The sequence below is a fragment of the Exiguobacterium sp. BRG2 genome, assembly GCF_031844245.1.
Classification (GTDB): Bacteria; Bacillota; Bacilli; order Exiguobacteriales; family Exiguobacteriaceae; genus Exiguobacterium_A.
Map to the genome: position 1 here is coordinate 288,240 of NZ_JAUZUW010000003.1, position 12,273 is coordinate 300,512.

The 12,273-nt window shown below is 48.4% G+C and carries 10 protein-coding genes, 1 other RNA gene and 1 other annotated feature; of the genes, 10 read left to right on the forward strand and 1 reads right to left on the reverse strand.

Annotation, left to right across the window (positions count from 1 at the left end; all coding sequences use genetic code 11):
* The first annotated feature begins 46 nt into the window (after nt 1–46).
* The 8 genes from Q9R23_RS06475 (at nt 47) to Q9R23_RS06510 (ending at nt 9,304) form a co-directional block, all read left to right on the forward strand.
* The gene (locus Q9R23_RS06475) at nt 47–2,245 is read left to right on the forward strand and encodes a RelA/SpoT family protein (protein ID WP_311246636.1); all 2,199 of its coding nucleotides are present in this window, start codon (nt 47–49) and stop codon (nt 2,243–2,245) included.
* A gap of 14 nt (nt 2,246–2,259) precedes the next feature.
* Complete coding sequence (gene dtd, locus Q9R23_RS06480) at nt 2,260–2,709, forward strand: D-aminoacyl-tRNA deacylase (RefSeq protein ID WP_214853089.1); 450 nt, start codon at nt 2,260–2,262, stop codon at nt 2,707–2,709.
* Nucleotides 2,710–2,754: 45 nt separating this feature from the next.
* Nucleotides 2,755–2,976: a binding site (T-box leader), on the forward strand.
* A 42-nt stretch (nt 2,977–3,018) separates the two neighbouring features.
* The gene (gene hisS / locus Q9R23_RS06485; protein ID WP_311246637.1) at nt 3,019–4,299 is read left to right on the forward strand and encodes a histidine--tRNA ligase; all 1,281 of its coding nucleotides are present in this window, start codon (nt 3,019–3,021) and stop codon (nt 4,297–4,299) included.
* Entirely contained in the window at nt 4,296–6,062 is a 1,767-nt protein-coding gene (gene aspS / locus Q9R23_RS06490; protein WP_290783116.1) for an aspartate--tRNA ligase, read from the forward strand. Before hisS ends, aspS begins: the two co-directional genes overlap by 4 nt.
* Before the next feature lie 62 nt (nt 6,063–6,124).
* Nucleotides 6,125–6,709, forward strand: coding sequence for a DNA-3-methyladenine glycosylase (locus Q9R23_RS06495; RefSeq protein WP_290783114.1), 585 nt, complete (start codon nt 6,125–6,127; stop codon nt 6,707–6,709).
* A gap of 289 nt (nt 6,710–6,998) precedes the next feature.
* Nucleotides 6,999–8,183: a DASH family cryptochrome gene (locus tag Q9R23_RS06500; protein WP_290783112.1), complete on the forward strand. Its 1,185-nt coding sequence runs from the start codon at nt 6,999–7,001 to the stop codon at nt 8,181–8,183.
* Nucleotides 8,184–8,256: 73 nt separating this feature from the next.
* A non-coding RNA gene (gene ssrS, locus Q9R23_RS06505) (6S RNA) lies at nt 8,257–8,446 on the forward strand.
* Nucleotides 8,447–8,539: 93 nt separating this feature from the next.
* Nucleotides 8,540–9,304 (forward strand): tRNA threonylcarbamoyladenosine dehydratase, encoded by a 765-nt coding sequence (locus Q9R23_RS06510; RefSeq protein WP_290783110.1) that lies wholly within the window; start codon nt 8,540–8,542, stop codon nt 9,302–9,304.
* A gap of 10 nt (nt 9,305–9,314) precedes the next feature.
* Here the strand turns inward: Q9R23_RS06510 and Q9R23_RS06515 are convergent, their stop codons facing one another.
* On the reverse strand, nt 9,315–10,652 hold the full coding sequence (locus Q9R23_RS06515; RefSeq protein WP_290754944.1) for a replication-associated recombination protein A: 1,338 nt from the start codon (nt 10,650–10,652) through the stop codon (nt 9,315–9,317).
* A 60-nt stretch (nt 10,653–10,712) separates the two neighbouring features.
* On the opposite strand from Q9R23_RS06515, the gene cymR reads away from it, so the two are divergent.
* Together cymR and Q9R23_RS06525 are read left to right on the forward strand one after the other, a co-directional pair.
* Nucleotides 10,713–11,120 (forward strand): cysteine metabolism transcriptional regulator CymR, encoded by a 408-nt coding sequence (gene cymR, locus Q9R23_RS06520; protein WP_290783413.1) that lies wholly within the window; start codon nt 10,713–10,715, stop codon nt 11,118–11,120.
* 13 nt (nt 11,121–11,133) lie between these two features.
* On the forward strand, nt 11,134–12,261 hold the full coding sequence (locus Q9R23_RS06525; RefSeq protein ID WP_396136358.1) for a cysteine desulfurase family protein: 1,128 nt from the start codon (nt 11,134–11,136) through the stop codon (nt 12,259–12,261).
* Nucleotides 12,262–12,273: the final 12 nt, after the last annotated feature.

The window sequence follows — 12,273 nt, forward strand, 5'->3', positions numbered from 1 at the left end:
AGGGATTCCGTTGCAGACGATCCCGGGGACTGGGTGAGGAAAAGGGATGACAAATAAACAAATCGTAAATGTAGAAGACCTTCTCGCTCGATGTGCGGAATACATGACGCAAGCTGAAGTCAAAGACATCGAACGTGCTTACCAATTCGCGAAAGACGAACATGATGGGCAATTCCGCCGTTCAGGGGAACCGTACATCATTCATCCGGTACAAGTTGCCGGTATCTTAGTCGATATTGGTTTGGATGCAACGACGATCGTCGCTGCGCTTCTTCATGATGTCGTCGAAGATACGGACATTACACTCGAAGAATTATCCGAACGATTCGGATCTGACGTTGCGATGCTCGTCGATGGCGTCACGAAACTCGGGAAAATCAAATATAAATCGAAGCGCGAAGAGTTAGCTGAGAACCATCGGAAGATGTTCATCGCGATGGCGGAAGACATTCGTGTCATCTTGATCAAACTGGCTGACCGTTTGCACAATATGCGGACGTTGCAACATATGGTCAAGGAAAAGCAAGTGCAAAAGGCAGAAGAGACGCTTGAAATCTTCGCGCCACTTGCGCATCGTCTCGGGATTTCGACGATCAAATGGGAACTCGAGGACATCAGTTTGCGCTACATCAATCCGCAACAATACTACCGGATCGTTTCGATGATGAAACAAAAACGGACGGAACGAGAAGCGCTCGTTAGTTCGGTTATTGAAGAGGTCAATGAAGTACTCGATGATGTACAGATTGCAGCGGAAGTCGATGGACGTCCGAAACATATCTATTCCATTTATAATAAGATGCAAAACTCGAAAAAAGAGTTCAGTGAAATCTATGATTTGATGGCTGTTCGCATCATTGTTGATTCAATCAAAGATTGTTACGCCGTACTCGGAATCATTCATACGCAGTATAAACCGATGCCGGGACGTTTCAAGGATTATATCGCGATGCCGAAGCCGAACATGTATCAGTCGCTGCATACGACGGTCATCGGACCGAAAGGCGAGCCGCTCGAGGTCCAAATTCGGACGCGAGACATGCATTTCATTGCCGAGTACGGGATTGCCGCTCACTGGGCGTATAAAGAAGGTAAGGAACAGGAAGCAAAATCTGGGTTTGAGGATAAGATTGCTCACTTCCGCGAGATTTTGGAGTTACAGAAGGACACGGCAGATGCCGAGGAATTCATGGAATCGGTCAAAGTCGACTTCTTCAGTGACATGCTGTACGTCTTCACACCAAAAGGTGACGTCATCGAGTTGCCGAAAGGTTCTGTTCCGATTGATTATGCCTACCGAATTCATACGGAAATTGGTCACCGGACGATCGGAGCGAAAGTCAACGGACGGATGGTACCGATCGACTATAAGCTAAAGACAGGTGACATCATCGAAATCGTCACGTCGAAGCATAGTTATGGTCCAAGTAAGGATTGGCTCAAGATTTGTGTGTCGAGTCAGGCGAAAAATAAAATCCGTCAATGGTTCAAACGTCAGCAACGCGAAGAGAACGTCTCAAAAGGACGGGAACTGATCGAAGCAGAAGTGAAGAAGCTTGGCTTTGAGCCGAAAGAAGTCATCAATGAGAAGACGCTCGAAGACGTGACGCGAAAGTTCAACTTCTCGCAAGAAGAAGACATGTACGCTGCTGTTGGCTATCATGGTCTGACCGCTGCCCAAGTCGCGCATAAATTAACGGAAAAATTACGCAAAGACAAAGAAACCAAAAATCTAGAACTGAACGAAGCAATCAGTGAGATGAAGACGTTCGATCGTCCGAAAAAGGAAAATCCGGAGGGGGTTCGGGTCAAAGGCATCGATAACATGCTCGTTCGCATGAGTCGTTGTTGTAATCCGGTTCCAGGGGACGATATCGTCGGATATATCACGCGTGGGCGTGGCGTCTCAATTCACCGGACGGACTGTTTGAACGTCATTCACGAACAAAATCCAGAACGTCTGCTCGAAGTCGAGTGGGAACATGAAGGTAAAGCCGTCAAGAGTTATAACGTCGAAATCGAAATTTCTGGATTTGACCGGGCAGGATTGTTGAATGATGTCTTGCAGTCGGTATCTGCAACGAATACGAACATCGTCGCTGTCAGTGGGAAGGGCGACGACAGTAAACAAGCCAAAATCACGATGACGATTGCGATCAATAATGTCAATCATCTACAAAAAGTCGTCGATCGAATTAAACAAATCTCTGACGTGTATGCTGTACATCGCGTCATGATGACGTAAGGAGCGGATCCGTCGTGCGAGTTGTATTACAACGAGTCAAAGAAGCAAGTGTCACAGTCAATCAGGAGGTCATCGGTCAAATCAAACAAGGATTTCTCTTGCTCGTCGGTGTCACACACGAAGACACGATCGATCAGGTGAACTGGTTAGCTGATAAAATCGCAGGACTCCGTGTGTTTGAAGATGAGGAAGAACGGATGAATCGCTCGTTACAGGATGTCGACGGTCAGATTCTATCCGTCTCGCAGTTCACGCTGTATGGTGATGTCAAAAAAGGACGTCGTCCAGCCTTCACGGAAGCGGCGAAACCGGATGTTGCCAATGAGTTGTATGAAGCGTTCAATGAACGTCTTCGTGCGCAAGGACTGACGGTCGAGACAGGTCAGTTCGGTGCCATGATGGATATCGCGCTCATTAATGATGGACCTGTAACGTTGATTCTTGAAAAAGAAGCAAACGCTTGACAGGAACCGAGAGACGAGGCAATATTAGACGTAACCAAATGATTCATACGACCGAAGACGAAGAGGAGTAATCAAGACCTCGTCTGCTTAGAGAGTCGCCCCTTGGCTGAAAGGGCGAACAGACGAACTCGATGAAAGACCCTTCCGAGGTATCTTCCTGAACCGATAGTAGGGAAGGTCGTACGCAGGCGTTAACTGCACCGAGTGGTCAAATGTGATTTGACAACCAGGGTGGTACCACGGGATCTTCAAGTTCTCGTCCCTTTGCGGACGAGAACTTTTTTGTATTCAAAAAAGGAGGAATTTGAGATGAAATTACCACGCGGTACGTTTGATGTCCTTCCAGGAACAGTCGAACGTTGGCAGTACATCGAACAACAATTACGTGAAATTAGTAAGCGTTACAACTATAAGGAAATCCGGACGCCGATTTTTGAGGAGACAGAACTTTTCAAACGTGGCGTTGGTGAGACGACGGATATCGTTCAAAAAGAGATGTTCATGCTTGAGAAACGCGGAAAAGACCAGTTGACGTTACGCCCGGAAGGAACGGCTGCCGTCGTTCGTTCATTCGTGACGAACAAACTTTTCGGTTCACCGAACCAACCAACGAAATTGTTCTATATCGGCCCGATGTTCCGTTATGAACGTCCGCAAGCAGGACGTTTCCGTCAGCTCCACCAATACGGAGTTGAAGCACTCGGAAGTGAACAACCGGCCATCGATGCGGAAGTCATCAGTCTCGCGATGAGCATCTACCGTTCATTCGGATTGAAGCATCTTAAACTGGTCATCAACACGCTCGGGGATAACGAAAGTCGCGCCGCACACCGGGCAGCACTTGTCGCTCACTTTAAACCAGTCGTTCACGAATTATGTCAGGACTGTCAGAACCGTCTCGAAACGAATCCACTTCGTGTCCTTGATTGTAAGGTCGACCGCGATCACCCGAGCATGGCAACAGCACCATCGATTCTTGAATACTTAAACCCGGCATCAAAAGCGTACTTCGACGAAGTGTTGCTTCACTTAGATGCACTCGGCATCGAGTATGTCGTTGACCCGACGCTCGTTCGCGGAATCGATTATTACAATCACACGGCGTTCGAAATCATGTCAGAAGCAGAAGGCTTCGGAGCAATCACGACACTGTGTGGTGGTGGTCGTTACAACGGTCTCGTCGAACAGATCGGTGGACCAGCAACACCGGGAATCGGATTCGGAATCGGTATCGAGCGTTTATTGATGGCGCTTGAGAATGAGAACGTCTTACCGGCAGTCGATGATCAAATCGATGTCTTCATCGTCGCGCAAGGCAGTGACGAAGTCGAAAAGACAGCAACACGTCTCTTACAATTGATGCGTCTTGAAGGACTTGTCGCGGATCGCGATTATCTCGGTCGGAAGTTCAAAGGACAATTTAAGGCAGCAGATCGCTTGAAAGCACGTTACACGGTCATCCTCGGGGATGAAGAAGTCGAGCGTGGTGCAGCTGCCCTCAAAAACATGGCTACAGGGGAACAGACGGACGTTCCGTTATCAGCAGTCGCTGATACGATCGTCGCGAAATTAAAGGAGGAAGCACAATGATCGGACGCACGCATATGAACGGACAGGTGACAGAAGAAGTCATCGGACAACACGTTCAACTTAAAGGATGGGTTCAAAAACGACGTGACTTAGGAGGATTGATCTTCCTTGATCTCCGTGACCGTAGTGGCATCGTCCAAATCGTCTTCCAACCGGAAAACGAGCAGGCACACCGTCTTGCCGAATCGATTCGTTCGGAATATGTCCTCGATATTAAAGGACATGTCATCGCACGTGAGAATCCGAACCCGAACATCCCGACTGGACAAGTCGAGGTCGTCGCGGATGAAGTCGTCATCTTAAACGCAGCGAAGATGACACCGTTCCCGATCAGTGAAGAAGCGGAGCAGACGTCAGAAGATTTACGTCTTAAATACCGTTACCTCGACTTGCGTCGCCCATCGCTCCAAGAGACATTCCGTCTCCGTTCGAAAGCATCGAACATCATGCGGAACTTCCTCGATGAGCAAGACTTCCTTGAAGTCGAGACACCGATCTTAACGAAATCAACGCCAGAAGGCGCACGTGACTATCTCGTCCCAAGCCGGGTTCACCCGGGCGAGTTCTACGCCTTGCCACAATCTCCACAATTGTTCAAACAATTGCTGATGGTGTCTGGTTTTGAGCGGTACTTCCAAATCGCACGTTGTTTCCGTGATGAAGACTTACGGGCAGACCGTCAACCTGAATTCACGCAAGTCGACATCGAGACAAGCTTCATGGACATCGAAGACTTGTATGCCATGATGGAGTCGATGATGACACGCGTCATGAAAGAAACGCTCGGAAAAGATATCGTGACACCATTCCCACGGATGCCGTATGCAGAAGCAATGAGCCGGTATGGTTCGGATAAACCGGATACACGCTTCGGTCTCGAATTGATCGATGTCGCGGATGCCGTCAAAGGAGCAGGATTCAAAGTATTCGATATGGCACTTGAAGCAGGTGGAGAAGTCAAAGCATTGAACGTCAAAGGTGCAGCTGAACGCTTCTCACGAAAAGACATCGATAAGTTACAAGAATTTACGGCGATTTATGGTGCAAAAGGTCTCGCATGGGTCAAAGTGACAGTGGACGGATTGAATGGTCCAATCGCGAAGTTCTTCGACGAAGAAGCAACCGCTCGCTTGACAGCGGCGACAGATGCGGAAGCAGGCGACTTGTTGTTGTTCGTCGCAGCAAAAGCATCGATCGTAGCAGACAGCTTAGGTGCGCTCCGTCAGAAGTTGGCGAAGGAACTCGACTTAATTGATGAGTCGGTCTTCAACTTCCTTTGGGTGACAGACTTCCCACTTGTCACGTACGAAGAAGAAGATGGTCGTTTCTATGCGAACCACCACCCGTTCACGATGCCGCGTCGTGAGGATCTCGAATTGCTCGAGACGGATCCTGGCAAAGTCCTCGCCGTCGCGTATGACCTCGTCTTAAACGGATATGAGCTCGGCGGTGGATCACAACGGATTTATGAACGGGATATCCAGGAGCGGATGTTCAAGTTGCTTGGCTTCTCAGAAGAAGAAGCAAACGAGCAATTCGGCTTCTTGATGGAAGCATTCGAATACGGAACACCACCACATGCGGGGATCGCACTTGGTCTAGACCGTCTCGTCATGTTACTCGCAGGGCGTTCGAACTTGCGTGATACGATTGCCTTCCCGAAAACAGCATCAGCAAGTGATCTGTTGACGGCAGCACCAAGCCCAGTCTCGGATGCGCAATTAAATGACCTCTCAATTCGTACAGCAGTCAAACAATCGTAAGTCACGACAAGCGAATCTTCCGGTATGGGAGGTTCGCTTGTTTCATGAAGGAGGGCGAACGGATGGAACGACACTTTTTTGAACGGTCTCCAGTTGAAGTCGGACCAGATTTCTTAGGAACACACATCACGGTCGATGAGGTAACGATGCGAATCGTCGAGGTCGAAGCCTATCTCGGTCCTCACGATCAAGCGGCACACTCGTTTTCCGGTAAACCAACGAAACGAACGGCACCGATGTTCGGTCCACCCGGACATTTATATGTTTATTTCACGTATGGTATGCATCACTGTATGAATATCGTTTGTGGACATGAAGGGGAAGGATACGGACTGCTGTTACGAGGTGCCGAAATCATCAGAGGGCACGATCAGGTCGCTAAACGCCGTTTTGGTTGTTCCTACGCGGAATTGACTGCGATTCAAAGACGAAATCTCGTCAATGGACCGGCAAAATTGTGCCAAGGATTCGGTCTAACGACTGCTGATTCAGGTCAGGATCTTTATCAAGACCGGTTTCGACTCGTTGCCGACCCGGTCGATGCAATCGTCCAGACGACACGCATTGGTATTCCAAATGCTGGAGAAGCGACGGCCTATCCATGGCGTTTTTATGTCGACGCGAGTGAAGGTGTCAGTAAACGTTAAAAAATGGACGCTCCGATCAGGAAGCGTCCATTTTTTATTTAGGATTGTTGATTGATTTTTTAGCTTGTTGTTTTTTATAGAATTTATAAACGATTGGCCCAACCGTCGTTACAAGCGTCACTAATGTTCTGAGTTTACCGCGTTTTGCAGCCATTGATCCATTCACTCCTCTGATTTGTTGTAGTAATCATATTCCACGAAAACAACGTCTTAAAACCTCGTCGGCACATCGATTGGTTTTCTAAGTCCCTTGGTCGGGTCATAGTATAAGAGAAGGGAGCCGATCAATATGGGAGCAGTCGTCTGGTACCGCAATGATTTGCGTGTCGATGATCATGAAGCACTTCGAAGCGCATGCGAAGAACAAGATACGATTCGGGCAGTATACGTTAAAAATCATAAGGGACAGCTGTTTGAAAGAGGCGCACAACAAGCGAAATTCGAAGAAGAGTCATTAGCGAATTTAGCCGATCATTTGTCTCAAATCGGAATTGCATTAGATATTTTAGAGGGGAAGGTGAATGAGGCACTTGATTCTTATCTCCAAGCGGATGATACCGTCTATTTCCATAAGATGACTGGAACAGAAGAAGTGGCAAGTGAACAGTATATCGAAGACAGATATGCCGTCCGTTCTTTTGAGACACAGACACTACATCGCCGGGAAGATATCGGAAGTGACGAACTGAAGCGCGTCTTTACAGCGTTTCGAAAACGTGTCGAGGCGAAAGGAACCTTCTACGATCCACTTGATCCACCAACCGGTATTCGATTAATAAGGGAGGAATCAGTCAAAGCGGATCCAGAGATCGCGTTCCCGTTCCGTGGTGGAGAATCAGCGGGGAGAGCACGTCTTCAAGAATACTTTGTTGATCCTGTATTCATCTATAAAGAAACACGTAATGGTTTTTTGCGAGATGATTCTTCGAAGTTATCTGCCTGGCTAGCGAACGGATCGCTGTCACCGCGTCGCGTCATGGCTGAATTGCAGGAAGCCGAGCGAAAAAAGGGAGCAAATGAATCAACGTATTGGTTGTATTTCGAACTGTTATGGCGTGACTTTTTCCATTTAACGATGCGTGAGACAGGAAGCCGTCTGTTCCGGTCGAGTGGATTACAAGACGGTCAATACACGTGGAAGACGGACCAGCTAGCTGTCGAACGTTGGATAGAAGGAAAGACCGGTGTTCCGTTCGTCGATGCCTTCATGAACGAGATTCGCGAGACGGGATGGATGTCGAACCGCGGCAGACAAATCGTTGCCAGTTATCTGATTCATGAATTAAAGCAGGACTGGCGCATCGGAGCACGATATTTCGAACAACAGTTGATCGACTATGATGTCGCTTCGAACTATGGCAACTGGGCGTTCATCGCGGGTGTTGGGAATGCAACACGCACACCACGATTTGATCCCGCATTCCAACAACAACGATATGATCCGAATCAACAGTTCACGAAACGTTGGACCTAAAAAAGCATCTTTTTCTGGAGTGGGAAGTAGTTGCATTTCAGAGGGGAGGATGCTATATTAAATGCATCAGATGGGGTTCCTGAATTGTACGAGAGCCGCCTTTTATCTTTGAGCCACTCTTTTTTGATAGGGAGTTTGACGTTCCAACTAGTAGTACATGCCTCGTAACACAGCAGGAGGACGTACGAATAGGAATCGGATAAGACACCCACCTGCACAGCAGGTTCAAAAATAAGGTATCGACACGGCACTTCGGGTCCCATCGTCTTATTATTTTATTGTTCGACACGTCGCATGACGTTTTTTTTTATGATATAATTCCGAGTAAAACAGTATGAGTATTGTGAGGTTATGAGATGTTACATCAATTTTCGCGTAATGAACTAGCAATCGGTAAAACTGGACTTGACGCATTGGCATCCAAGTCTGTCGCTATTCTGGGAATCGGCGGTGTTGGTTCGTTCTCAGCAGAAGCACTTGCCCGTAGTGGTATAGGTCGTTTGATTCTCGTCGATAAGGATGATATCGATATTACAAACGTTAACCGACAAATTCATGCCTTGCTTCCGACGGTCGGTCAGCCGAAGGTCGATGCGATGGCAGAACGTCTTGCGTTAATCAATCCAGACCTTGAAATCGTTCGTTTAAAGATGTTCTACAATGAAGAAACATTCGAGTCGTTCTTTGAACAGCAGCCGGATTATGTCATCGATGCATCGGACACGGTCTCGTTCAAAATTCACTTGATTCAAGAATGTAAGAAACGTAACATTCCGATCATTTCGAGCATGGGGATGGCAAACAAGATGGATCCGACACGCATTAAGATCGTTGACATCAAAGATACAAGTTATGATCCTCTGGCGAAGGTCATCCGGACGAAACTTCGAAAAGCCGGTATTCATAAAGGCGTTCCTGTTGTCTTTTCCGATGAACCGCCCGTTAAGATCATTGAAGAAGTCCGTCAAGTTGTCGGAAACGATGCAGCTGCGATTCGTAAAGCGAAGATGCCGCCGAGTTCGAACGCATTCGTGCCTTCAGTTGGTGGATTGATTGCAGCGAGCTACGTCATCAATGAGATCGTCCGTGAAGCTGGCGTGACGATCGAACGCGTTCGTTAAAAAAGCGACCTTATGGTCGCTTTTTCTGATGTGTGGCTGTTTGTTTGTTCCAAAAATCGAGTCGAGCCTGCAGTTGTTTTTCAAAACCGCGTGGGCTTGGACGATAAAAGATGGGTTTGGTCCGGGCAAGGTTTTCTGGCCAATAATTCTGTGGCACATAGGCATGTTCGAAGTCGTGCGGATATTGGTAGGTGACGCCATTCCCAAGTGCCGCTGCACCCGGATGATGGGCATCGCGCAGGTGTGGGGGAACAGGTCCACCATCTGAACGACGGACGAGCGTCAATGCTTGGTCAATGGCTGAGATGACGGCATTCGATTTCGGTGCTGTCGCGAGATATAGGACCGTTTCAGCAAGCGGAATCCGAGCTTCCGGGAAACCAACGTATTCGCACGCGCGCGCACAGGCATCGACCATCAATAACGCTTGCGGATCAGATAGACCGATGTCTTCTGCCGCATGGACATAGAGACGACGAACGATGAAACGGGGACTTTCACCGGCTTCAATCATGACGGCGAGCCAGTAGAGCGCGGCGTCCGGATCGGAACCACGAATCGATTTAATGAAAGCGGAGATGACATCATAATGACGATCGCCGTCCTTATCATACTTCAATGCCTTTTGCTGAATCGATTCCTCCGCGACAGCGAGATCGATCGTGATTTGACCATCGATTTCCGGAGTCGTCAAGACGGCGAGTTCGAGCGCATTCAATAATGCCCTGTAATCGCCATCTGACAACTTGACGTAATGATCGATCGCGTCCTCCGTGATCGTGATCGGATATTTGCCAAGACCACGCTCTTCGTCCTTCAGGGTTCGGTCGAGGACGATTCGTAAATCGTCTGCCGTCGGGGGCTCGAAACGAAATACCGTTGCTCGTGATAAGAGAGCAGCATTGACTTCAAAACTCGGATTTTCAGTCGTCGCACCGATCAACGTGATCGTACCCGCCTCAAGTGCCGGCAGTAAGGCGTCTTGCTGCATCTTATTGAACCGATGGATCTCATCGAGAAAGAGGATCGTTTTTTGATCCTCGAACTGAAGACGAGCCTCGGCTGCTTTTAAAATCTCCCGTAATTGTTCCAGTTTTGCCGTGACCGCATTCAATTGCTCGAATGCTGATTTCGTATAACTGGAAATGACACGTGCGAGCGTCGTCTTACCGGTGCCCGGTGGACCGTAAAAAATGACGGTCCCGAGACGGTCGGCTAAGATGGCGCGCCGCAAAAGCGTCGTCTCTCCGATTAGATGGCGTTGTCCGACGATTTCATCCAGATTCTGCGGACGCATCCGATTTGCGAGCGGTCCGGCAGGAGACTGGGATTCAAATAAATGTGCCATACACATACGCTCCTTCCACTTTTAGCTACTACTATACTAGAAAGGATGATCCTTCGCATGATGAAAATCTCGACGAAAGGGCGATATGGTCTGACGATCATGATCGCACTCGCAAAAGAAGCTGAATCAAAACCATTGTCCTTAAAAAAAATCGCCCAGATGTATGATTTATCAGAGCACTACCTCGAGCAATTGATCGCACCACTTCGAAATGGGGGTCTCGTCAAAAGTGTCCGCGGCGCTTATGGCGGGTATAAGCTCGGTCGTGAAGCACAAAACATTACGGCGGGTGAAATCATCCGCCTGCTTGAAGGACCACTCGTCGTCGTCGAAGTCGATGCTTGTGACGAGGTCACGAAACGCAAACTTTGGGATAAAATCCAACAAGCGGTCGATCAAGTACTCGATTCAACGACACTACAAGACTTAGCAGAAGAAGACGATACAGGATACATGTTCTATATTTGAGAGGTGAATACGAATGAATTACTTTGACCATTCGGCGACGACGCCGATGCGTCCAGAAGTCCTTGAGGCGATGACGCCTTATTTGCTCGAACAGTACGGGAATCCATCAAGTGTCCATGCGGCTGGTCGTTCTGCTCGGGCGGCGATCGACAATGCACGCCGACAGATCGCACAAGAATTAAATGCGAAACCAACCGAACTGATTTTCACGAGTGGTGGAACGGAGTCGGATAACTACGCCATCTTCGGTGCGGCTGAGGCAGCGCTTGAAAAAGGGCGTCATCTCATTACGACACGGTTTGAGCATCATGCCGTACTCCGTGCGTTCGAAGAGCTTGAAAAGCAAGGCTATGATGTCACATATCTCGATGTACCGTCGTCTGGCGTTGTGTCGTTGACTGCCTTACAAGAAGCAGTTCGGGAAGATACGATACTCGTCTCGATCATGTTTGGTAACAATGAAGTCGGAACGATCCAGCCAATTGCGACATTCGGTCAATTTTTACGGGAACGCGGTATTTTGTTTCATACGGATGCGGTGCAAGTGTTCGGCAAACAAGCAATCGATGTTGAAGCGTTACAGGTCGATCTCTTATCCGCGTCTGCTCATAAAATTAACGGTCCAAAGGGAATCGGACTATTGTACGTGCGGACTGGTGTGAAGTTAGCACCTCACACGTTCGGCGGAGAACAAGAACGCAAGCGTCGTGCTGGTACAGAGAACGTACCGGGAATCGTCGGTTTAGCGAAGGCGCTCGAACTGATGGTAGCGGAGCGTGATCAACAACAGGATCAGATCACACAGTTGCGTACCGTCTTGCTGACTCGATTAGATGAAAGTGGTATCAAGTATGAAGTCAACGGTATCGAGGGATTACCGAATGTCCTCAATCTTTATTTCCCGCAAATCGAGATCGAACCGTTCTTGATCATGCTCGATATGCGGCAGATGGCGGTATCGAGTGGGAGTGCATGTACGGCAGGGTCTGTCGAACCTTCGCATGTCCTGTCGGCGATGTATGGCGAAGATGAACGAACGCGCGCATCTGTTCGGATCAGCTTTGGGCACGGAAATGATGTTCCGCAAGTCGAACTACTCGCACAAGCCTTGCAAGATGTCGTAAAATCGTTTCAGAATTAACTAAGAGGTGAA

Coding starts and splice junctions, on each gene's coding strand:
- aspS (WP_290783116.1), top strand. CDS start 4,296: ATGATCGGACGCACGCATATGAACGGACAGGTGACAGAAGAAGTCATC.
- Q9R23_RS06510 (WP_290783110.1), top strand. CDS start 8,540: ATGTTACATCAATTTTCGCGTAATGAACTAGCAATCGGTAAAACTGGA.
- Q9R23_RS06475 (WP_311246636.1), top strand. CDS start 47: ATGACAAATAAACAAATCGTAAATGTAGAAGACCTTCTCGCTCGATGT.
- cymR (WP_290783413.1), top strand. CDS start 10,713: ATGAAAATCTCGACGAAAGGGCGATATGGTCTGACGATCATGATCGCA.
- Q9R23_RS06500 (WP_290783112.1), top strand. CDS start 6,999: ATGGGAGCAGTCGTCTGGTACCGCAATGATTTGCGTGTCGATGATCAT.
- Q9R23_RS06525 (WP_396136358.1), top strand. CDS start 11,134: ATGAATTACTTTGACCATTCGGCGACGACGCCGATGCGTCCAGAAGTC.
- hisS (WP_311246637.1), top strand. CDS start 3,019: ATGAAATTACCACGCGGTACGTTTGATGTCCTTCCAGGAACAGTCGAA.
- Q9R23_RS06515 (WP_290754944.1), bottom strand. CDS start 10,652: ATGGCACATTTATTTGAATCCCAGTCTCCTGCCGGACCGCTCGCAAAT.
- Q9R23_RS06495 (WP_290783114.1), top strand. CDS start 6,125: ATGGAACGACACTTTTTTGAACGGTCTCCAGTTGAAGTCGGACCAGAT.